This window comes from Polynucleobacter sp. AP-Sanab-80-C2 (assembly GCF_035012965.1).
In the GTDB taxonomy this organism is placed as follows: domain Bacteria; phylum Pseudomonadota; class Gammaproteobacteria; order Burkholderiales; family Burkholderiaceae; genus Polynucleobacter.
The window spans coordinates 89,615-111,692 of record NZ_JAYGQS010000006.1 but is presented as its reverse complement, the minus strand read 5'-3'; the positions used below and the strand labels follow the sequence as shown (position 1 = coordinate 111,692).

Annotated in this window: 22 protein-coding genes; 11 read left to right on the top strand and 11 right to left on the bottom strand. The window is 47.3% G+C overall.

Translation table 11 applies throughout. The features are described from left to right. The first annotated feature begins 18 nt into the window (after positions 1–18). A complete protein-coding gene (locus tag VC178_RS10205; protein WP_323482451.1) occupies positions 19–1,791 on the top strand; it encodes a glutamine--tRNA ligase/YqeY domain fusion protein in 1,773 nt (590 codons plus the stop codon). Here the strand turns inward: VC178_RS10205 and VC178_RS10200 are convergent. After that, positions 1,772–2,668 (bottom strand): SDR family oxidoreductase, encoded by an 897-nt coding sequence (locus tag VC178_RS10200; RefSeq protein ID WP_323482450.1) that lies wholly within the window; start codon positions 2,666–2,668, stop codon positions 1,772–1,774. The two genes, VC178_RS10205 and VC178_RS10200, sit on opposite strands and share 20 nt — an antisense overlap. Before the next feature lie 27 nt (positions 2,669–2,695). On the opposite strand from VC178_RS10200, the gene VC178_RS10195 reads away from it, so the two are divergent. Both VC178_RS10195 and VC178_RS10190 read left to right on the top strand, forming a co-directional pair. Further along, a complete protein-coding gene (locus VC178_RS10195) occupies positions 2,696–3,736 on the top strand; it encodes a CDP-6-deoxy-delta-3,4-glucoseen reductase (RefSeq protein WP_323482449.1) in 1,041 nt (346 codons plus the stop codon). 59 nt (positions 3,737–3,795) lie between these two features. Then, positions 3,796–4,986: an acetylornithine transaminase gene (locus VC178_RS10190; protein WP_323482448.1), complete on the top strand. Its 1,191-nt coding sequence runs from the start codon at positions 3,796–3,798 to the stop codon at positions 4,984–4,986. A 56-nt stretch (positions 4,987–5,042) separates the two neighbouring features. On the opposite strand, the gene VC178_RS10185 is transcribed toward VC178_RS10190, so the two are convergent. From VC178_RS10185 to VC178_RS10155, 7 genes are all read right to left on the bottom strand, one after another. Beyond that, entirely contained in the window at positions 5,043–5,756 is a 714-nt protein-coding gene (locus VC178_RS10185; RefSeq protein WP_323482447.1) for an ABC transporter ATP-binding protein, read from the bottom strand. Then, complete coding sequence (locus VC178_RS10180; RefSeq protein WP_323482446.1) at positions 5,753–6,529, bottom strand: ABC transporter ATP-binding protein; 777 nt, start codon at positions 6,527–6,529, stop codon at positions 5,753–5,755. The genes VC178_RS10185 and VC178_RS10180 overlap by 4 nt, the downstream gene beginning before the upstream one ends. Continuing rightward, positions 6,529–7,590 carry a branched-chain amino acid ABC transporter permease gene (locus tag VC178_RS10175; RefSeq protein ID WP_323482445.1) on the bottom strand — a complete coding sequence of 354 codons (1,062 nt, stop codon included), beginning with the start codon at positions 7,588–7,590 and terminating at the stop codon, positions 6,529–6,531. The genes VC178_RS10180 and VC178_RS10175 overlap by 1 nt, the downstream gene beginning before the upstream one ends. Positions 7,591–7,609: 19 nt before the next feature. After that, the gene (locus VC178_RS10170) at positions 7,610–8,545 is read right to left on the bottom strand and encodes a branched-chain amino acid ABC transporter permease (RefSeq protein WP_323482444.1); all 936 of its coding nucleotides are present in this window, start codon (positions 8,543–8,545) and stop codon (positions 7,610–7,612) included. A 71-nt stretch (positions 8,546–8,616) separates the two neighbouring features. Next, positions 8,617–9,780: a branched-chain amino acid ABC transporter substrate-binding protein gene (locus tag VC178_RS10165; RefSeq protein WP_416350553.1), complete on the bottom strand. Its 1,164-nt coding sequence runs from the start codon at positions 9,778–9,780 to the stop codon at positions 8,617–8,619. A 53-nt stretch (positions 9,781–9,833) separates the two neighbouring features. Continuing rightward, complete coding sequence (ispH, locus tag VC178_RS10160) at positions 9,834–10,775, bottom strand: 4-hydroxy-3-methylbut-2-enyl diphosphate reductase (RefSeq protein WP_215318810.1); 942 nt, start codon at positions 10,773–10,775, stop codon at positions 9,834–9,836. A 3-nt stretch (positions 10,776–10,778) separates the two neighbouring features. Next, a complete protein-coding gene (locus tag VC178_RS10155; RefSeq protein WP_215295723.1) occupies positions 10,779–11,225 on the bottom strand; it encodes an FKBP-type peptidyl-prolyl cis-trans isomerase in 447 nt (148 codons plus the stop codon). Between the two features lie 30 nt (positions 11,226–11,255). On the opposite strand from VC178_RS10155, the gene radC reads away from it, so the two are divergent. The 3 genes from radC (at position 11,256) to rpmG (ending at position 12,519) form a co-directional block, all read left to right on the top strand. Next, positions 11,256–11,951, top strand: coding sequence for a RadC family protein (radC, locus tag VC178_RS10150; RefSeq protein ID WP_216124638.1), 696 nt, complete (start codon positions 11,256–11,258; stop codon positions 11,949–11,951). A 155-nt stretch (positions 11,952–12,106) separates the two neighbouring features. Continuing rightward, positions 12,107–12,340: a 50S ribosomal protein L28 gene (gene rpmB / locus VC178_RS10145; protein ID WP_088526345.1), complete on the top strand. Its 234-nt coding sequence runs from the start codon at positions 12,107–12,109 to the stop codon at positions 12,338–12,340. Between the two features lie 11 nt (positions 12,341–12,351). Further along, positions 12,352–12,519, top strand: a complete 168-nt coding sequence (rpmG, locus tag VC178_RS10140) for a 50S ribosomal protein L33 (RefSeq protein ID WP_015421876.1) — start codon at positions 12,352–12,354, stop codon at positions 12,517–12,519. A gap of 88 nt (positions 12,520–12,607) precedes the next feature. On the opposite strand, the gene VC178_RS10135 is transcribed toward rpmG, so the two are convergent. Genes VC178_RS10135 through purN form a run of 3 tightly spaced genes read right to left on the bottom strand, consistent with a single transcriptional unit; the run spans position 12,608 to position 16,020 of the window. After that, a complete protein-coding gene (locus tag VC178_RS10135) occupies positions 12,608–13,807 on the bottom strand; it encodes an acyl-CoA desaturase (protein WP_323482442.1) in 1,200 nt (399 codons plus the stop codon). Positions 13,808–13,849: 42 nt separating this feature from the next. Next, positions 13,850–15,394, bottom strand: coding sequence for an RsmB/NOP family class I SAM-dependent RNA methyltransferase (locus VC178_RS10130; RefSeq protein ID WP_323482441.1), 1,545 nt, complete (start codon positions 15,392–15,394; stop codon positions 13,850–13,852). Beyond that, a complete protein-coding gene (gene purN, locus VC178_RS10125; protein WP_323482440.1) occupies positions 15,391–16,020 on the bottom strand; it encodes a phosphoribosylglycinamide formyltransferase in 630 nt (209 codons plus the stop codon). The genes VC178_RS10130 and purN overlap by 4 nt, the downstream gene beginning before the upstream one ends. Positions 16,021–16,059: 39 nt before the next feature. Here purN and VC178_RS10120 point away from each other — a divergent pair, with 39 nt between their 5' ends. Genes VC178_RS10120 through dut form a run of 5 tightly spaced genes read left to right on the top strand, consistent with a single transcriptional unit; the run spans position 16,060 to position 22,078 of the window. Then, complete coding sequence (locus VC178_RS10120; protein WP_323482439.1) at positions 16,060–17,010, top strand: bifunctional riboflavin kinase/FAD synthetase; 951 nt, start codon at positions 16,060–16,062, stop codon at positions 17,008–17,010. Next, the gene (gene ileS, locus VC178_RS10115) at positions 16,985–19,864 is read left to right on the top strand and encodes an isoleucine--tRNA ligase (RefSeq protein ID WP_416350552.1); all 2,880 of its coding nucleotides are present in this window, start codon (positions 16,985–16,987) and stop codon (positions 19,862–19,864) included. The genes VC178_RS10120 and ileS overlap by 26 nt, the downstream gene beginning before the upstream one ends. A gap of 13 nt (positions 19,865–19,877) precedes the next feature. Then, positions 19,878–20,366 (top strand): signal peptidase II, encoded by a 489-nt coding sequence (gene lspA, locus VC178_RS10110; RefSeq protein WP_215295730.1) that lies wholly within the window; start codon positions 19,878–19,880, stop codon positions 20,364–20,366. A 9-nt stretch (positions 20,367–20,375) separates the two neighbouring features. Beyond that, positions 20,376–21,587 carry a bifunctional phosphopantothenoylcysteine decarboxylase/phosphopantothenate--cysteine ligase CoaBC gene (gene coaBC, locus VC178_RS10105; protein ID WP_215295731.1) on the top strand — a complete coding sequence of 404 codons (1,212 nt, stop codon included), beginning with the start codon at positions 20,376–20,378 and terminating at the stop codon, positions 21,585–21,587. Positions 21,588–21,628: 41 nt separating this feature from the next. Then, positions 21,629–22,078, top strand: coding sequence for a dUTP diphosphatase (gene dut, locus VC178_RS10100; RefSeq protein WP_216124653.1), 450 nt, complete (start codon positions 21,629–21,631; stop codon positions 22,076–22,078).

Below are 22,078 nucleotides of genomic sequence, written 5' to 3'. Positions count from 1 at the left end.
TTTCTCTACAATGTGGCTATGTCCCAAGATAGCAAATCTTCTAAAGTCGTTGCCGGCGCAGTCGCCGAGCCTTCCAACTTTTTACGTCAGATCATCGATCATGACTTAGCCAGCGGTGCTTTTTCACAGCGTACGAATTTAGCGGGCGAGCATATCCCATCGATCATCACTCGTTTTCCACCGGAACCAAACGGGTATTTGCATATTGGCCACGCTAAAAGTATTTGCCTCAACTTTGGCTTAGCTGCCGATTACAACCATCAAGCTGGTGGTGCGCGTTGCAATATGCGCCTAGATGACACCAACCCCGTTAAAGAAGATGTTGAATACGCTGACAGCATTCTAGATGCTGTGAAGTGGCTTGGATTTGATTGGGGTACACATCTTTATCATGCCAGCGATTACTTTGATCGACTGTATGAGTTTGCAGAAATTCTGATTCAGAATGGCAAAGCGTATGTCGATAGCCAAAGTGCGGATGATATTCATACTAATCGTGGCAACTTTGGACAAGCTGGAAAAAATAGTCCCTATCGTGAGCGTAGCCCTGAAGAAAATCTGACCCTCTTTCGCGAAATGCGCGATGGCAAGTTCAAGGATGGTGAACATGTTCTGCGTCTCAAAATTGATATGGCGCATCCCAATATCGTGATGCGTGATCCTGTGGTCTACCGTATTCGCCATACTGATCACCATCGCACCGGAAGCAAATGGTGCATCTATCCACTATATGACTTCACGCATTGCATCTCCGATGCGCTGGAGAGTGTCTCTCACTCGATTTGCACACTCGAATTTGAGAACAATCGTCCACTGTATGACTGGATCGTGAATTCACTTAAAGAATTGGGTGTCTTTAAAGATCCCGTCCCTCACCAATATGAATTTGCCCGGCTCAATTTAACTTACACCATTACTAGCAAGCGTAAGTTATTGCAGCTCGTTGAAGAAAAACAGGTTGATGGCTGGGATGATCCACGGATGCCAACCATTGTTGGTATCCGTCGTCGTGGTTACACCCCAGAAAGTATTCGCCTGTTCTGTGAACGGATTGGTGTCTCAAAAGCCGATAGCTGGATTGATATGAGCACGCTCGATCAAGCCTTGCGTGATGACCTCGAGGTAAGAGCACCACGCGCAACAGCTGTCTTAAAACCACTTAAGCTGGTAGTTGAAAACTTTGATGCTGCTGCAAAAGAATCTTGTTCAGCACCGCGCCATCCTCAACACCCTGAATGGGGTAATCGTGAATTCAACTTCACCCGCGAACTCTGGATTGAAGCGGATGACTTTATGCAAGAACCGATTAAAGGCTTCTTCAGGCTCTACCCACCAATTGGCGATCACGCTGGTAGCCGTGTGCGCCTACGTCATGGCTTTGTTGTTGAGTGCACTGGTTTTGAGACGGATGCGCAGGGCAATGTCACGCAAGTCAATGTGAGCTACTTCCCAGACAGTAAGAGCGGCACCGCTGGTTCCAATAACTATAAGGTGAAGGGCAATATTCACTGGATTAGCGCTGCAGAAGCAATCCCAACCGAAGTGCGCTTGTATGATCATCTCTTCACTGATCCACATCCGGATAGTGGCGATAAAAATTTCTTAGATGCCATCAATCCAAACTCTAAAGAAACAATGACAGCTTACCTAGAGCCTTGTATGAAAGATGTGAAAGCTGAAGATCGTTTTCAATTTGAACGTCACGGCTACTTTGTTGCAGATAAAACAGACTCCAAACCTGGCAAGCCTGTATTTAATCGCACAGTTGGTCTTAAGGATTCTTGGAAGTAGTCTGCAAAAAATCGGCTACGCTGGGATAACGCAGCGGAGTTTTCAACTCATGTAGTCGAGCATTTGTCACTCGTCTCGATTCCCGCATAAATGACCACAGCATCGGGCTCACCATCTGTTGCAGTTCACTAGCAGGCATACGTGGTGGCCTATCCAAACCAAAGGCATCAGCCACTTCATCAAAGTAATCGCCCATTTTGGTTTCACTCCCATCGCAGGTATTGATAATGCGCTGTGGCTTACCGTGATATACCGCCGCGCACACTAAGCGCGCTAGATCATCACTATGAATATGATTTGAGTAAGCATCTTCCTCTGGGAGTAGCGCCGGGGTTTTAGACTGTAAGCGCTCTAGTGGCAAACGATCAGCCGCATAGATTCCGGGCACACGCAAAATGGTGACAGCCACACCATGTGCTGGCCCCCATAAACGGAGTGCCTGCTCTGCGTCTACTCTTCTCTGGGCTCGCTCACTCTGAGGGCTAACGGGGGTTGCCTCGCTCACCTTGGCGCCACGATGATCGCCATATACGCCTGTGGTGCTGACATAGATCAAGCGCCTGACGACATTGGAGCCTTGGGCTAAAATTCTCAATAGGTTGCGGGTTCGGCAATCACGATTTCCTTGGTTTTGGGGTGGCGCTAAATGAATGACGGTTTGAGCTAAACCGGCTAGACGCCATAAAGTTTCTGGATGATCCAGATTCCCCAACATCGGAGTCGCGCCAACCTCCCTCAACTCCTGAAAACGATTTTGCGAAGATGTGAGTGCAAAAACCCGATGACTACGGGAAAGCTGTTTTGCTACCCGAAGACCAATGTCACCGCAGCCAATAATCAGGATTGAAGGTTTACCAAAAGATTGCATAAGTGACATCGTAACGATTTATTGAAAGGAATGAGAGTGTCTCATCAGGTCACGCTCAAAACGAGCGGCAAACAATTTACTGTAACTCAGGATGAAACCGTCCTGGAGGCCGCTCTTCGCCAAGGCATTAAGCTACCCTATGGCTGCAAAAATGGTGCCTGCGGCTCTTGTAAAGGTAAGGTCTTGGAGGGTCAAGTCAGCCATGATCAACACAGCGAGAGCGCTTTAAGCAAAGCCGATGAAACAGCAGGCGGCATCTTGTTTTGCTGCTCTCATCCACAATCCGATCTACTCATTGAAGCTCGTGAAGTCCAAGGCGCAGGCGATATCGCGATTCGGAAGATTCCTTGCCGCGTTAACACCATCATTAAGCCTAGTGACGATGTGGCGATTCTGAAGTTGCAACTTCCAGCTGCTGAACGCTTCCAGTTCTTAGCGGGGCAATACCTCGAGTTTCTTTTAAAAGACGGGCAACGTCGTGCTTATTCGATCGCCACTGCGCCCGAGCAAGAAGGTCCATTAGAACTGCATATTCGCCACTTACCTGGCGGCGTATTTACAGACTTTGTATTTGGGGCTGCAACGCCAGCACTAAAAGAAAAAGATATCCTGCGTTTCGAGGGGCCCTTGGGTAGCTTCTTCCTCAGAGAGGACTCTAAAAAGCCCATCATTTTTGTCGCCGCTGGTACTGGCTTTGCGCCAATTAAATCCATCATTGAACAAATGCAAGCCAAGAAAATGGATCGCCCGATTAAGCTGTATTGGGGCGGTAGGCGCCCAAGCGATCTGTATCTCCATGATCTATGCAAAACCTGGGAACAAGACATCCCCCATTTCCAATACATCCCAGTGATCTCAGACGGTTTACCAGAAGATACGTGGCAGGGCCGGACAGGCTTTGTACACCTTGCGGTCATAGATGACCACCCTAGCCTCAAGGACTTTCAGGTCTACGCCTGTGGGGCGCCTGTCATGGTCAACGCAGCCCGTGAGGACTTTTCATCCAAATGTCATCTGCCTGAGGAAGAATTCTTTGCTGATTCTTTCACTAGCGCGGCAGATTTAGCCACAAACTAATCCCCATAAAGTTAGATAATAGAAACTTCACTAGCCTTATTTAATTACCCCAGCCCAGCATGAACACTCCAGCCCCTATTGACACCCATTCAGTCATGTTTATTACTCAACGCCCAGATGTGGTGATGGTTGAGGGTGCTGGCTCATGGCTAACGGATAACAACGGCAAACGCTATTTAGATTTCTTACAAGGGTGGGCGGTAAATTGCTTGGGTCACAGCAATCCAGGAATGATTGCAGCACTAAATGCTCAAGCCAAGAAACTGATTAACCCCAGTCCAGCGTTTTATAACGAGCCGATGATTGGCTTATCCAACCTCTTGACTGCTAATAGCTGCTTTAACAAAGTCTTTTTTGCCAACAGTGGCGCCGAAGCCAATGAAGGTGCCATTAAGCTAGCCCGCAAATGGGGTCAGCTGAATAAAAATGGTGCCTTTGAAATCATCACTTTTGATCACAGTTTTCATGGTCGCACCATAGCCACCATGAGCGCCTCTGGTAAGCCAAACTGGGACACCATGTTTGCACCACAAGTTGCCGGTTTTCCGAAAGCAGATTTGAATGATTTGGAATCTGTTAAGAAGTTAGTGACGGATAAAACAGTGGCCGTGATGTTAGAGCCTGTTCAAGGTGAAGGCGGCGTCATTCCCACCACGAAAAAATTTATGCGTGAACTACGCCAGTTCACTAAAGAAAATAATATTCTACTCATCGCCGATGAAGTGCAAGCGGGCTGTGGCCGCACAGGCACCCTGTTTGCTTATCAGCAATACGGTATCGAGCCAGACATCATGACTTTAGGTAAAGGCATTGGTGGTGGCGTTCCCTTAGCAGCCCTAATGGCGACTGATGCGGTAGCTTGCTTTGTGCCTGGCGATCAAGGTGGCACCTATAACGGTAATCCTTTGATGACTGCGGTAGGCATCAGCGTGATCGAGCAATTACTGGCTCCCGGATTTTTAGAGAGCGTGAAAGCCAAGGGTGAACTACTCAAATCAGAATTACTCAAGCTTTGCGCTGAATTTAATCTGGAAGGTGAGCGTGGTGAAGGTTTATTGCGCGCCCTCATGCTCGGTAAAGATATTGGCGGTAAGCTAGTTGATTTAGCTCGTGAGCGTAGCCCTGAAGGCTTATTGATTAACTCACCCAGACCTAACTTGTTACGCTTTATGCCAGCACTCAATGTGAGCGATGATGAGATTCATCAGATGTGCAGCATGCTACGTGAGTTGCTGAAGGAAACTGCTTAAGCCATTTTCATGACTGCTTAGTCGCCTCACTTAGTCACCTACCTTAGTCGCCTACCTTACTCCCCTAAATAAGCAGTGCGCACTCTCGGGTCTTGAAGCAATTCTTTGCCGGCCCCTGTAAGCGTGATCAAACCACTCTCCATCACATAAGCACGATCGGCCATCTCTAAGGCTAGACGGGCATTTTGCTCAACTAGCAGAATGGTCATCCCGTTTGCTGAAAGATTACGAATCACATCAAAAATTGTTTCCACCATGATGGGGGATAAACCCATAGATGGCTCATCTAGCAATAAGAGCTTAGGTTCAGCCATCATCGCTCTACCCATCGCCACCATTTGTTGCTCGCCACCAGACAACGTGCCAGCGAGTTGCGAGAGCCGCTCTTTCAGTCTCGGGAAATAAGAAAATACTTCCTCTAGTTTTTGATGGATGGCTTTGGTATCCGTTTTCAGAAATGCGCCCATCTGCAGATTTTCTAAAATGCTCATGCGCTTAAATACGTCACGCCCCTCAGGAACAAGACCTAAGCCAAGACGAACCAATTCATAAGCGGGTAGCTGATTAGTTTTGTGCGCAAGAAATTCAATCTCACCTGATGTAGGAGTCAGTAAGCCTGCAATCGCTTTCAGGGAGGAGCTCTTACCTGCTCCGTTAGCACCAATTAAGGCTACTAACTCACCTTGATTGACATGTAGGTCAATACCTTTAACGGCGTTAATGCCGCCATAGGCTACCTTGAGATCTTGTACTTGCAGCAAGGCGCTCATGACACTGCCCCCTGACCAAGATAGGCTTTAATCACTTCAGGGTGTATGCGAACATCGGCTGGCTTGCCTGCAGCAATCACCTTGCCGTAATCGAGCACCGTTAAGCTATCGCAAATCCCCATCACCAAACTCACATCGTGCTCAATCAAGAGAATAGTTTTGCCATCCGCCCGAATACGCAGCAACAACTCACGCAGTTCTAATTTCTCGGTCGCATTCATGCCAGCAGCAGGCTCATCTAAAGCGAGGAGCTGAGGCTCAGTTGCTAAGGCTCTAGCAATCTCTAAGCGACGTTGATGCCCATAAGATAAATGACGCGCCTGCATCTCTGCATAATCACTCAAGCCCACGTAAGCCAGCAATGTAAGAGATTTCTCCCGAATCGCTTGCTCCTCGCGCTGCGTGGATGGAAAGCGGAAGATAGCGCCCAAGAAGCCCGCCTTAGATCGGCAGTGACATCCCACCATCACATTTTCTAAAACAGACATTTCTCCAAAGAGACGGATGTTCTGAAAGGTTCTCGCTAATCCCGATTTAGTGACTTCTGAGACTGACTCTGGGAAATAGGATTGACCATCAAATAAAAAGATGCCGGAATCTGCAGGGTAGAGGCCAGTGATGACATTAAAGAAAGTAGTCTTGCCTGCGCCATTAGGGCCAATCAAACCGACAATCGATCCCTTTGGCACCTGCAAACCGACAGAATCTAAGGCTTGCACTCCACCAAAGCGTTTAGAAACATCAGTTACATCAAGTAGCAAATGAGCAGACATTATTTGCCTCCTCCTTTTTGCCAAATACCGCCTGGGCGATACAGCATGATCAAAATCAGCGCTAAGCCATAGATCAATTGACGAATCACTTCAACATCAACAATTACATGACCAAAGAGCGCCTTTTGCACTGGCTCGGCTACGCCCCGTAATACTTCTGGAAAGACTGCCAATACGATTGCGCCTAAGATCACCCCAGGAATATGTCCAATGCCGCCCAACACCACCATCGCTAAAACAACGATTGATTCCCAAAGAGTGAATGACTCAGGGGAAACAAATCCCTGAAATGCAGAAAAGAGCACCCCCGCAACGCCAGCAAATGAAGCGCCAATCGCAAAAGCGAGCAACTTCATATTGCGTGTATTGATACCCATCGCTTTAGCAGCGATCTCGTCTTCTCGAATCGCAACCCAAGCCCGACCAATACGAGAGTTCTGTAAATGCAAACACACAATGGTTACAGCAATAGCTAAAGCCAGAAAAAGGTAAAACACCAAATACAAACCCGGGATCTGTACAAAGCCCAGGTCAAACGGTTTGGTAAATGAAACCCCAAACATCTGAATTGGATCAATCGCTGTAATACCTTTAGGGCCATTGGTGAGATTCAATGGGCGGTCTAGATTATTCATAAAGATTCGAATAATTTCACCAAAACCTAAAGTGACGATCGCTAAATAATCCCCGCGCAATTGCAAGGTGGGCAGCCCCAAAATAATCCCGAAGAGAGCGGCCAAGATGATGGAAAACACTGCCACCATCCAGGGAGAAAAATGCATGCCTTGCGGAAATGCAGAGGCAATCGTTTCAAAATGCTGAGGCAAATGTGGCGAAGCTAATAAGGCATAGCTATAAGCACCTAATGCATAAAATGCGATGTAACCTAAGTCGAGCAGACCAGCAAAACCGACAACTACATTGAGGCCAAGGGCGAGAACGATATAGAGCAAAGCAAAATCAAGCACGCGGACCCAATAGTTACCGCCACTCGCACCCACAATCCATGGCAACAGTATTAATGCAAACGCGCCTAAGTAAAGATAGGTAGATTGACTCAAATGATTTGAGACAAGCTTCTTAAGCACGGTCAGAAACCTTCTCACCCAGCAAACCAGTAGGTCGTAATATCAGCACTAAGATCAATACCAAGAAAGCAAAAATATCTTGATAGTTCGAACCAAAGACGCCACCAGTGAGTTCGCCAATGTAGCCAGCGCCCAAAGACTCAATTAAACCAAGCAGCAAACCCCCAAGCATCGCACCCTGCAAGTTACCAATACCGCCCAACACCGCCGCTGTAAAGGCTTTTAGGCCAGGAATAAAGCCCATATAAAAGTGCACATTACCGTAGTTGCTAGCGATCATGACGCCAGCCAAACCTGCTAAAGCACCACCCAACATGAACGTAATTGAGATCACCCGGTTTGGGTTCACCCCCATCAAGGCGGCAATTTGGGTTTGCTCTGCAGTAGCGCGCATAGCCCTACCGAGTTTGGTTTTCTCAACCAAGAACAATAGGCCGCACATCACTGCCAAGGCAACCGCAACAATCACAATCTCTTTACCGGTAATCGTTGCACCAGTAGCGCCTATTTCGATAGGACTGGATGGTAATAATTGTGGGTAGGTCATCGGATTTCGAGACCAAATCAACATGGCGATTGTTTGTAACAGTATGGACATACCGATTGCAGAAATCAGTGGCGCCAAGCGTGGCGCATGACGCAGAGGGCGATAAGCAATACGCTCAATCCAATAACTCAGACCCGCACAGACAGCCATCGTGATGGGCAAGACAATCAGGAGTGTGAGCCAGCCCGGTAAATCACTAGTCAAACTCAAAATCAAGCGCAGCAATGAGAGCGAGACCATTGCGCCGATCATCAACACCTCGCCATGGGCGAAATTGATAATCCCCAGCACGCCGTAGACCATGGTGTAACCCAAGGCGATCAAGGCATAGATACTACCCAGCACCAAACCATTGATGATCTGCTGTAGAAAAATATCCATTAAAAAATATTTATCAGAAATTTAGAGCACAAAAAAAGAGCACCGCATTTGCGGCGCCCTTTTCATGTTTCTTACATATTGATGACGTCAAGAACGGTTTTCTTTTTGTCTTTAAAGTCATAGAGGGTAATGACGCCCTCTTTCATATCGCCCTTACTATCAAAAGCAATATCGCCTACCAAGCCATTCATTTTAGTTTCAGGCATGACTACCAAGATCTTCGCTGGATCAGTTGAGTTGGCACGCTTCATCGCATCCACTAATACATAGACAGCGTCGTAAGTAAATGGTGCATAGATTTGTACATCAGCATTAAAGCGCTCTTTATAACGCTTTTGGAAATCAGCGCCTTGCGCCATCTTTGTGAGTGCCTTGCCTGCCTCAGAGCAAGTAACATTGACAACTGCATCGCCAGCCAATTCAGCTAGCTTCTCAGTGCACATACCATCGCCACCAACAATCTTAGACTTGATGCCCAACTCAGTTGCTTGCTTCGTTAATGGGCCACCAGTTGCATCCATGCCGCCGTACATGATGACATCAGGTTTGCTGCCTTTGATCTTAGTCAAAATAGCCTTGAAGTCAGTTGCTTTGTTATTGCTCGCTTCACGCGTGACAACTTTCACACCAGCCGCTTTCACCGTCTTCTCAAACTCATCAGCTAGACCTTTGCCGTACTGAGTCGAGTCATCAATGATGGCGACTGTTTTGGCATTCAAAGTCTTGGCAACATAATTAGCTAAAGCAGGGCCTTGCTGCGCATCGGTTGCTACTAGGCGATAGGTAGTTTTAAAGCCTTGCTTGGTGTAATCTGGGTTAGTAGCGGACGGAGAAATCTGCGTAATGCCAGCATCACTGTAGATTTTTGAAGCAGGAATACTAGTGCCAGAGTTCAGATGACCTACAACACCAACGACTTTTGCATCTACTAATTTTTGCGCTACTTGAGTTGCAGTTTTTGGATCTTCAGCATCATCTTCAGGCACTAAAGTGAGAACTACTTTTTTGCCATCAATCGTCAAGCCTGCTTTATTAATTTCTTCTAGCGCCAAGCGTGCGCCATTTTCATTATCTTTACCCAAGTGGGCGATAGGGCCAGTCAATGGAGCTACATGGCCAATTTTGACTTCAATACCATCTGCCGGTACAGCCGCAGATTTATCTCCGCCCTTACCGCAACCTGCCAGAATCAAGGCTGCTGCTGATAACGCAATAGCACTCTTCATAAAAATCATTTTTGATGCACTTGAATGAATCATCTACAGCTCCTTGGTTATAAATCAATACTTCAATCGACTAAATTTTTTGGCAGGGAGAATGTGACATCCTCAACTACCCCAGAGAGAGCCCTTACGCTGCGCGGCCCAAATTCTTGAATGCGCGCAACAATCGCTTGCGCCAAACTCTCTGGAGCAGATGCTCCAGCAGTCAATCCCACGCGCTTCTTGCCAGCAAACCATTCTGGTTTCAATTGATCAGGTGCATCGACCATGTAAGACGGTACACCCAATTTTTCTGACAATTCACGCAAGCGATTGGAGTTCGAGCTAGACGCACTCCCCACCACAATGACTACCTCCACTTGAGGTGCCATAAATTTCACTGCATCTTGACGATTCTGAGTGGCATAACAAATATCTTGCTTACGCGGTTGAACAATATCAGGGAATTTTTGAGTGAGTGCCGCAACAATTTCTTTAGTCTCATCTACTGACAAAGTCGTTTGCGTGACAAAAGCTAGTTTTATATCGCCTGTAAAAGACAAATTGGCAACATCGGTCGAATTTTCAATCAAGAACACGCCTTCTTTCACTTGTCCCATCGTGCCCTCCACTTCAGGGTGGCCAGCGTGACCGATCATCAAGACCGTGTAGCCTTCTTTACACAACTTAATCACTTCGAGATGCACTTTGGTTACCAGTGGGCAAGTAGCGTCATACACCTGCAAGCCACGTTCCTCAGCATCTTTTCGCACCTCCTGAGAAACACCATGGGCACTAAACACCACAATGCCGCCCTTGGGCACCTCGTGCAACTCTTCGACAAATACGGCGCCCTTACTACGCAATTCATTCACGACATGGGCGTTATGCACAATTTCGTGACGCACGTAAATAGGTGTACCAAAGCGTGTAAGTGCTTCATTCACAATATTGATTGCACGATCAACGCCCGCACAAAAACCGCGGGGTTGCGCCATCAAGATCTCTGCGTTATCAGTTGTATTCATATATTAGAGAATAGCCACAATTTGTGCTTCAAAGGTAACCTCTCTTCCAGCCAGAGGGTGATTGAAATCAAACCAGGCGCCCTGCTCATCAATAGACTGCAAAACACCCGCATATTGAGCTCCACCCGGCGCATTAAATTCAATTACATCACCGGGATTAAATTCAGCATCGTCATCACGACCTTCTTTGAGCGCCTGCAAAGTAACCCATTGCACCAAATCTTTTTTACGCTCACCAAAACTTTCATCGGGCGATAACAAAGCGCTTTTTTTATCGCCAACACTTAACCCTAGCAACACTTTTTCAAAGCAAGGTGCAAATTGTCCAGAGCCCATCAGAACCGTCGCAGGACGATCAACAAAAGTATTGATGTAATCCTCCCCGTTGGGCAGAGTAAGCCGGTAGTTGAGAGTCAAATAGGAGTTGGGCAAAACGTTAAGCTTGGTCATAAGGTAATTGTATCTAGCCCTGCGTCAGCTATGGATTCTCCCATCCCAAATTGGCCCAAAAATGAGCAACCTCGAGAAAAGCTTCGTCTGTATGGCGCCCGCTGCCTCACAGATGCTGAATTACTCGCCATCTTTTTGCGGGTCGGCGTTAAGGGGAAAAGCGCCGTCACCTTAGCCAACGATGTATTGCGCTACTTTGGTAGCCTTCCTCGCCTCTTGGCCAGCACCCCTGAAGAATTGACCCGAATCCACGGTATGGGAATCTCAAAATGGTCTCAAATACAGGCTGCCTATGAACTCGTAAAGCGCAGTCTTGAGGATGGTCTGGCTCAAGGCTCGATTTTTTCATCACCAGGTCACGTTAAGGAGTTTTTACAGGCCAAAATTGGCGGTCTACCCCATGAGGTCTTTTTATGCCTTTATTTAGACTCAAACCTACATCTCATAGAGTGCCAAGAGCTTTTTAGAGGCTCTATTACCCAGACCGCCGTCTATCCCCGAGAAATCCTCAAAGAGGCGCTAGCCAGAAATGCAAGCGCCATGATCGTGGCCCATAACCATCCCAGCGGCAACCCGCTCCCCAGTTCAGCAGACCAAGAACTCACCAAGACCCTGACTAAGGCCCTCCAGTTGGTAGATATTCCGCTTTTAGACCACTGCATTGTCAGTAATAGCGGTTTTTTCTCTTTTTCAGAATCAGGCCTTATGAATATTGAGAAAAATTGATAGTAATTGCTAACTTACAATAATGAGCCGGAGATTTTTGCAGGCCTTATGCACCCTATGAGGCTCAAACCCCAAAGCAAAAGCCAATAAGGACTAGCCCAAAATAGGCTTAGGCTGATACAATCTTCTTTTTTCGCAATTAATGGAGTTATGTCATGGCAAAAGTTTGCCAAGTCACTGGGAAGAAGCCGATGGTTGGCAACAATGTATCCCATGCAAACAATAAAACGAAGCGTCGCTTTTTGCCGAATTTGCAAAACCGTCGTTTCTGGGTTGAATCTGAAAACCGTTGGATTAGCTTGCGCTTAACCAATGCTGGCTTGCGCGTTATCGACAAAAACGGCATCGATGCTGTTTTGACTGATCTTCGTGCACGTGGCGAAATTTAAGGAGCACGCAAATGGCTAAAGGCGGCAGAGAAAAAATCAAGTTAGAGTCATCAGCAGGTACTGGTCACTTCTATACAACTTCAAAAAACAAGCGTACTAAGCCTGAAAAAATGGAGATCATGAAGTTTGATCCAACCATTCGCAAGCATGTTGCTTACAAAGAAACTAAGCTGAAGTAATTCAAACTTCATGCAAATAAAAAACCCGCTTAGTTGCGGGTTTTTTATTGCCTCAATCTTTGCGCTCTTTTAGATCGCTACTACCTGCCTAAGCATAACGACGCAATCGCAAAGAGAACTCACGCAAGCTTGTTAGACCGCTATCTTCAGCGCGCTGACACCAAGTATGCAACTGTGAAAGTAATTGCTCTCTGGTGGCGCTAGAACGACCCCAGATTGCCTGTAGATCACGACGCATCTCAATCATCTTACGCAGCTGTGCATTGCTCGCCATCAGCTCCTCTAGCTTAGCCTTCTCATCCTCGCTCAAGCGAGACTCATCCTTAGATAGCCAAGTACGGGCGTCGCTTAAATGTGAGGCAAGAACTTGCATGTGTTGCACTTCATTACTAAAGAAGTTGCGTAATGTTTTGCTATAGCGCGCCATGATTTCATAGCGATTAGCAATGATGGCCTCTAGGGTGTTTTGATCGGCGGGACGCAAATCACTCAAGACGGGTTTAGGTGGCGTTTTCTTTACTGTCGCCAAACCAACTGCACTCATCATCTGAATATAGAGCCAACCAATATCAAACTCGTACCATTTATTGGAAAGCTTAGCACTCGTTGCAAAGGTATGGTGATTGTTATGCAGTTCTTCACCACCAATCAAAATGCCCCATGGGAAAATATTGGTTGAAGCATCTTCGCAATCGAAGTTGCGATAGCCCCAGTAGTGGCCAATACCATTAATCACACCAGCCGCTGTAATTGGGATCCACAGCATTTGCACCGCCCAGACGGTTAATCCAATACCGCCAAACAAGAACACATCAATGATCAACATGATGGCAACGCCCTGCCAAGAAAACTTGGAATAGATATTGCGCTCGAGCCAATCATCGGGAGTGCCGTGGCCAAACTTCTCCATCGTCTCTGGATTCTTAGCTTCATTTTTATAAAGCTCAGCACCACGTGAGAGGACAGTGTTAATGCCTAAAATTTGCGGGCTATGGGGATCATCTACGGTTTCACATTTCGCATGGTGCTTACGGTGAATCGAGGCCCACTCCTTAGTCACCATCCCAGTGGTTAACCAAAGCCAAAAGCGGAAGAAATGGGAAACTATCGGATGCAGATCCAAAGCCCGGTGTGCTTGGCAGCGATGCAAGAAGATGGTGACTGCAGCAATCGTGACATGGGTAACAGCCAAGGTAAACAAGGCAATCTGCCACCAAGACCAATCTAAAGATCCATTGGCAAGCCAATTGAGGAATAAATCAAAACCTGAACTTGAAACTGTATTCAAAAGAGAGTCCTATTTAAGTATTAGCTCTTATTTTAGATCTTTTTAGGTCTTTTTGGGCTTATCTTTCGCTATCTCAGGGGTTTTTGGCTTTTCTGCTTTTTCCAGCTTACTACCTTTTTTCTGGAAAACAGCGCCAAAAAAGCCGTCTGTGCCATGAATATGGGGCCACAATTGCCACCACGGATTATCTGACGAGCACCCTAAAGGTAATTTATCCTTTGGAAACAAGGGCTTAAGTGCTTCAGCCGCTGGAACCACCTCAAATTCTGGGTGTTTCACCAAGAAATCTTCTGCAATGGCTTGATTTTCTTGGGGCAAAAGACTGCAAGTGGCATAAACCAGGCGACCACCCGGCTTTAATAAGCGAGCTGCTGAACCCAAAATATTCATTTGCTTCTGATTAAGCTCTAGAACGCCTTCCGGAGTTTGACGCCACTTCAAGTCAGGATTCCGGCGCAATGTACCCATTCCACTACAAGGGGCATCTACCAAGACTCGATCAATCTTTCCAGCCAAGCGTTTGATCTTGGCATCGTTCTCGCTATCGATCCATACAGGATGGACGTTTGAAAGGCCGCTACGGGCTTGTCTTGGTTTTAAATTTGCCAAACGACGCTCAGATGTATCAAAAGCATAAAGGCGTCCTGTAGAACGCATCAAGGCACCAATCGCTAAAGTCTTACCGCCAGCACCGGCGCAAAAATCAACCACCATCTCACCACGCTTGGGTGCAAGTAAATATGCCAAAAGCTGACTACCTTCATCTTGCACCTCAAACATGCCCGCCTTAAAGCCAGCAGTATTTTGTAATGCCGGCTTGCCCATGATGCGCACACCATCGGGTGCATATGGCGTTGGGATCGCTTGGTAGCGACCGCCCAAGGCATTCATCTGCACGAGCAATTCTTCCCGATTCATCTTCATGGTGTTCGCACGCAAATCTAGGAGTGCAGGATGCATCAATGATTTTGCGAGCTCTTCACGGGTTGCTTCACCAGGATATTTTCCAAAAGCATCCCATAACCACTCAGGTAAATTGTTGCGTACCAAAGGATTTAATGCAGCAGGATCAACCGTTGGAAATCGTTGCAACCATTCATATTCACCAGGCTTGAGAACATGCGCCAAATCGGCGATAGCACTCTCAGCACGGTTCGCGGAACCCAAGCCACCCTCAGACAAAGCGGACAGCAAACCCAATAGGGCTAAGCGTCTAGCCTGTGAGCCCTCACCACTGACAGCAAATTGAGAGAACTCATTTTTACGACGCAAAATAGCAAAGGCACTCTCTGCAATCAAGGCGCGATCACGATTACCGAGCTGTGGTTCTGCGCGAAAATAGCGACTCACTACACGATCTGCTGGCTGCTCAAAACTGAGCAATTCAGGAAGTAGACGCTCCAAGTGAATAGCATGCTGAGGTAATGCTTTTGCATTCGAAAAATTCTTCTGACCTTCGGGCGCAATGAGATTGCCACTCGCGTTACGTCGTTCAGGACGGCGCAAGGGATCTTTAGATTTAGCAGCGTAACTTTTTTGTGAGCTTAAGCGGGTGCCGGATTTACGGGGTGGACGTTCTGCGCTCATAATTTAAAAAATTGCGATTCTGGGGGTTGTAACTTCACTTGATTACCTTCTATTCGCAATCGTCCATCAAGGAACCATTTTACGGCCCGCGGGTAAATTTGATGCTCAGCAGTTAAAACACGAGCCGCCAAAGTCTCTGCATCATCCCCATCCAGGACTGGAACAGAGGCCTGGCAAATAATAGGCCCCTCATCCACACCCTCATTTACAAAGTGAACTGTGGCGCCATGCTCTTTAACGCCCGCCTCTAAAGCCCGCTCATGGGTGTGCAATCCTGGGAATGCTGGCAAGAGCGCTGGGTGGATATTGATTAATCGACCACCGAAATGACGAATAAAACCTGGCGTCAGAATCCTCATAAAACCGGCTAGAACCACCAAATCAGCCCCTAAGTCATCAATTTTCTGGGTGAGGGCAGCATCAAAAGATTCGCGACTTGCATGCTCTTTGTGCTCCAGGACATGGGCTGGAATACCCTGCGCGCGAGCAAAATCAAGGCCCTTGGCCCCAGAGCGATTGGCGATGACCCCTGCAAACTTGACTGGCCACTGCTCTTTTTGAGCTGTTTTGACGATCGCCTCGAAATTGGATCCGCGGCCTGAGATTAAGGTAACGATAGAAAGCATGCCCACAATATAATTGATGGCTACCCTGAAAGCGATTTTGTGAACGTATTCCGCGGCCCGACCCAGTTTTCTGCAGGACCTGCTTGTGCCTTAAGCATCGGTAATTTCGATGGCGTGCACAGGGGTCATCGCGCCCTGCTCAAGCAGTTAGTTGATGGCACCCATGAAAGAGGTTTGGTGAGTTGCGTCATGACCTTTGAGCCGCACCCCAAAGAATTCTTCTCTCCAGAGCAAGCACCGCCCCGCATTCTGAATCTGCGGGACAAACTGGCCGCCTTAGCCGAGCTTGGTATTGACCGTGTCGTGGTCGAACATTTCAATGCTGCTTTTGCTCGCCTCACACCCGATGAGTTTGTTTCAGAAATTATTGTGAAACGTCTCAACGCCAAATGGATTTTGATTGGCGATGATTTTTGCTATGGCGCAAAACGTGCTGGGAATTTTGCAAGCCTCCAAACAGCAGGTGAAAAATATGGCTTCAAGGTATCGAGTATTCAAACTATCTTAGAGGATGGCGAGCGCATCTCCAGCTCAGCCTTGCGTACTGCCCTTGCTCATGGCGATATGACTCTAGCTGAAAAATTATTAGGTCGTCCTTATGGAATTTCCGGACATGTGATACATGGACAGCAACTCGGACGCAAACTCGGATTCCCTACCTTGAACTTAGCAGTTGCCAATCACTTACACCATCGCAAGCCAGCAACTACCGGGATCTTCACTGCACAGGTATTGGGACTTAGTGACAAACCCCTGCCAGCAGTGGCTAGTTTAGGAGTAAGGCCTACCGTTGAAGATGAAGGTCGTGTTCTGCTTGAAACACACATCTTTGACTACCAAGAAGATGTCTACGGAAAAATTATTACCGTTGAGCTCTTAGAAAAAATTCGTGATGAGGCCAAGTATGATGACCTTGACGCCCTAACAAATGCGATTGCAGCGGATGCACAGCACGCCAGAAATTATTTCCAGAAAAAAGCTTATGTCTGAAAAAGAAAATTCCTATCCAGTCAATTTACTAGATACCTCCTTCCCAATGCGAGGGGATCTGGCTAAGCGTGAACCACAATGGGTTACTCAATGGCAAAAAAATAAGCTCTACGAAAAGATTCGTGCAGCTCATGCTAATCAACCTCAGTTCATCTTGCATGATGGTCCTCCGTATGCAAACGGCGATATTCATATTGGTCACGCAGTAAACAAGATTCTGAAAGACATGATTGTGAAGTCGCGCTGGCTAATGGGTTATGACTCTGCCTATGTACCTGGATGGGATTGTCATGGCATGCCAATTGAAATTCAGATTGAAAAACAATTTGGCAAGAACTTGCCAACTGCAGAGGTACAAGCTAAAGCACGTGCCTACGCCCAAGTACAAGTAGATAAGCAGAAGATAGACTTTGAGCGCCTTGGCGTTTTGGGTGACTGGAACAATCCCTATCTCACGATGAGCTACCGCAATGAGGCTGATGAAATTCGTGCACTAGGTAAGATCTGGGAAAAAGGATACGTCTTTCGTGGTCTCAAACCAGTGAACTGGTGTTTTGATTGTGGCTCTGCACTCGCTGAGGCCGAAGTGGAATACCAAGATAAAACTGATCCAACGGTTGATGTTGGCTTTGCGTTTGATGATGCACAGCGACCACAGCTCGCAAAAGCATTTGGTCTTCCTGAGTTACCTAATAAGCCTGGCCAGATTGTCATCTGGACAACAACGCCTTGGACTATTCCTGCAAACCAAGCAATGAATGTTCATCCAGAGGTGACTTATGCATTAGTAGATGTTGGCGATAAGTTATTGATCCTGGCAAAAGATCGTGTTGACACATGCTTGCAGGACTATAGTCTTGAAGGTAAAGTGATTGCTACCTGCCCAGGCGCGCAACTAGCGAATATTTCTTTCTGGCATCCGCTAGCCCCATTACATGAGGGATATAAGCGCCTCTCTCCAATCTATCCCGCTGAATACGTCACGCTCGATACTGGCACAGGTATTGTTCACTCTGCGCCTGCTTACGGCGAAGAAGACTTTAAGTCTTGCAAAGCAAATAAGCTAGCCGATAAAGATATTCTCAATCCTGTGATGGGTAATGGTGTCTATGCTTCTTGGTTGCCACTCTTTGCAAACGAATATATTTGGAAAGCCAACCCCAAAATTGTGGAAGCAATGCGTGAAGCGGGCAGTTTATTGCGCGACAAAACGTATACCCACTCTTACATGCATTGCTGGCGTCATAAGTCGCCGATTATTTATCGCGCTACTTCACAATGGTTTGCAAGCATGGACAAGAAGCCATCTGATGGCAAAGCTAGCTTGCGTGAGACTGCCTTAGCTGGCATTGATAGTACCGAGTTTTTTCCGGCTTGGGGTAAACAGCGCCTCCATAGCATGATTGCCAATCGCCCTGATTGGACCTTGTCACGCCAACGCCAGTGGGGTGTACCCATGGCGTTCTTTGTTCATAAGGAAACGGGTGATCCACATCCTCGCACTATTGAGCTACTGGAAGAAGTTGCTAAGCGTGTTGAAAAAGGTGGCATCGAAGCTTGGCAGCAACTCGAAGTTTCTGAGTTGCTTGGTGAAGAAGCATCACAATACGAAAAGAATCGTGACACCTTAGATGTTTGGTTTGATTCAGGGACAACACACTGGCATGTGATTCGCGGATCACATCGCAATGAATTACTAACTACCGATGCTGAGACACCGAACGGTCGATTGGCTGACTTATACCTCGAGGGCTCAGACCAACACCGCGGCTGGTTCCATTCCTCCTTACTCACCGGCGCCATGCTCGATGGCAAGCCACCCTATAAAGCACTACTCACTCACGGCTTTACCGTTGATGGTCAAGGCCGCAAGATGAGTAAGTCCGTAGGCAATGTCATCGCACCACAACAAGTGGCTGACAAACTTGGTGCTGAAATCATTCGCCTCTGGGTTGCCTCAACCGACTACTCCGGTGAAATGACTATCTCTGATGAGATTCTGAAGCGCGTGACTGAAAGTTATCGCCGCATTCGCAATACCTTGCGTTTCTTGCTCGCCAATCTTTCTGATTTTGATCCTAGCAAGCACGCAATGCCTGCTGAAAAATGGCTTGAGATCGACCGTTATGCAGTGGCACTTGCTAATCAATTACAAGGCGATATCGAATCCCATTACAAGGCTTACGAGTTTCATCCAGCTGTGACTCGCATGCTCACTTTTTGCTCAGAAGATTTAGGCGGCTTCTACTTAGACATCCTCAAAGATCGTCTCTATACCAGTGCGCCAAACTCACCTGATCGCAGAGCCGCCCAGAATGCGCTCTTTCACATCACTCGCAATCTCTTGAAGTGGTTATCGCCATTCCTCTCCTTCACTGCTGAAGAAGCATGGCAATCATTCCCGCATGGCTCAGGTAGTAAACCGTCTGAATCCATCTTTATGGAAGAGTTCGGCGCATTACCAGAAGTCGCTCATGCTGATGAATTGCTGGCCAAATGGAATCGCATTCGTGAAATCCGCTCTGAAGTGACCAAAGCCATTGAGTTAGAACGTGAGGCCGGTAATGTTGGCTCATCCCTGCAAGCTGAGCTGACCATTAAATTAGGTGATGTTGACTTTGCTATCTTGCATTCACTTGAGGATGACTTGCGTTTCGTAACCATCACCTCAAGCGCTAAGATTGTACTCAGCAATGATGGTCTCGAGGTCCTAGTACGCGGTAGCCAATATAAAAAATGTGGTCGTTGCTGGCATCACACTAAAGACGTAGGTGCCAATGCTGATCATCTAGAGCTCTGTGGTCGCTGTATCAGCAATCTCTTTGGCGCTGGTGACCACCGCTTGTTTGCCTAAGTAGCAGCAATTGATGAGCCTGCCAATGCTTCGCTATCTTGCTATTGCAACGATGATTCTGCTCTTAGACCAGTTGAGTAAGTGGGCTGCGTTAAGCAATTTGCAAATGGGTGTGCCTGAACCCGTCCTTCCTTTTCTGAATTGGCTACTGCTTTTTAATCCAGGCGCGGCGTTTTCATTCTTGGCGCAGGGATCAGGTTGGCAGCGTTGGTTCTTTACTATCCTTGGTCTCATAGCCAGCATCTACATCATTTACTTATTACGTAAAAGCCTTGGCGAGAAACTACTGTGCCTGGCACTCAGTCTGATTCTGGGTGGTGCGCTAGGCAATGTTTTAGACCGAATCATGTATGGCGCCGTAGTTGACTTCATCGATCTGCACTACGCCAACTGGCATTGGCCAGCCTTTAATATTGCCGATAGCGCAATCTGTATTGGGGCAGGCCTCATCATCTGGAGCGAATTGCGCAAGTCATTTGGCAAATCCCCTCAATCCCATTAAGCTGGCGCCATGCAATCACTTTTAAATAAGAAAATCGTTCTCGGCATCTCCGGCGGCATTGCCGCCTATAAGACACCAGAGCTCGCTCGCCTGTTAATACAAGAGGGCGCTTCTGTACAGGTAGTGATGACCGAGGCTGCACAACAATTTGTGACATCTGTCACCATGCAAGCGCTCACAGGCAATCCAGTCTTCACCAGCCAATGGGATAACAGCATTAGTAACAATATGGCTCATATCGAGTTATCACGCTCAGCTGACATCATCCTGATTGCGCCAACGAGTGCAGACCTTATGGCCAAACTTTCCCTTGGGTTGGCGGATGATTTGCTCAGCACGCTTTGCTTAGCAAGAGATTGCCCGTTGCTAATTGCCCCTGCGATGAACAAACAGATGTGGGAGCACGCAGCCACTCAGAGGAGTGCTGACCGCCTCCACCATGATGGGGTAACTCTTCTCGGCCCCGCGAGTGGCTTTCAGGCTTGCGGAGAAGTGGGCATGGGAAGAATGCTTGAGCCTGCAGAAATTTCTGAGCAAGTCATTGCCTTCTTTCAAAAGAAATCACTTGTAGGTAAAAAAGTATTGATTACTGCTGGCCCCACCTTTGAAGCGATTGATCCAGTCCGCGGCATTACCAATCACAGCTCCGGAAAGATGGGCTTTGCCATTGCTAGAGCCGCTTTGGAGGCTGGTGCCCAAGTACGTCTGATTGCAGGCCCCTGCGATCTTCCTACGCCATTAGAGGCGACTGGAAAGATTATCCGGACTAATGTCGTGAGCGCTAAAGAAATGCACGCTGCAACATTGGCAGCCACTGATTGCGATGTGTTCTTTGCGGTAGCGGCAGTAGCAGACTGGGGCATTGCAAAGCCTGCCAAAGAAAAAATAAAGCGCCAAGGTGATGGTGCTCCAAACATGGAATTTGTAGCCAATCCAGATATTCTTTTAGATGTTGCCAAGACAGTCAAAACCAAAAACGGCAAACCTTCCCCTTATTGCGTTGGCTTTGCTGCCGAATCCACCGATCTCGAAAAGCATGCGGACGAGAAACTGAAGCGCAAAGGTATTCCAATGATTGTTGGCAACATTGGTCCAGATACCTTTGGAAGCGACTTCAATCAGTTACTCGTTATGGATGCTAGTGGTAGTAAAAAAATAGCGAAGGCTGAAAAACTTCACCTTGCTCGCCAACTCATTCAACTAGTAGCCAAGAAAATTTAACAGCATTCTCTTTACTTACATTCCCTGCTTTAGGAAATTTCATGCAATCTTTACAAGTCAAAATTCTCGATGAACGGATGCGGTCTCAACTACCTACTTATGGCACCCCTGGTAGCGCTGGACTAGATCTACGTGCCTGTATCGATGAAACGATGGAGATTGCTCCGGGCCAAACTATTTTAGTGCCTACCGGTTTAGCCATTTATGTAGAAGATCCACGCTATGCGGCTTTTATTCTTCCTCGCTCAGGCCTTGGTCATAAGCATGGCATCGTCTTGGGTAACTTAGTTGGCCTCATTGATTCTGACTACCAAGGTCAATTGATGGTGAGCACCTGGAATCGTGGATCTACTCCATTTAAGCTTGAGCCAATGGAGCGCCTTGCACAACTCGTAGTGATGCCAGTGCAACAAGTTGAACTCAAAGTCGTCGAGGAGTTCAGTGAAAGTAGCCGTGGTGCAGGCGGCTTTGGCAGCACCGGTCGCAGCTAA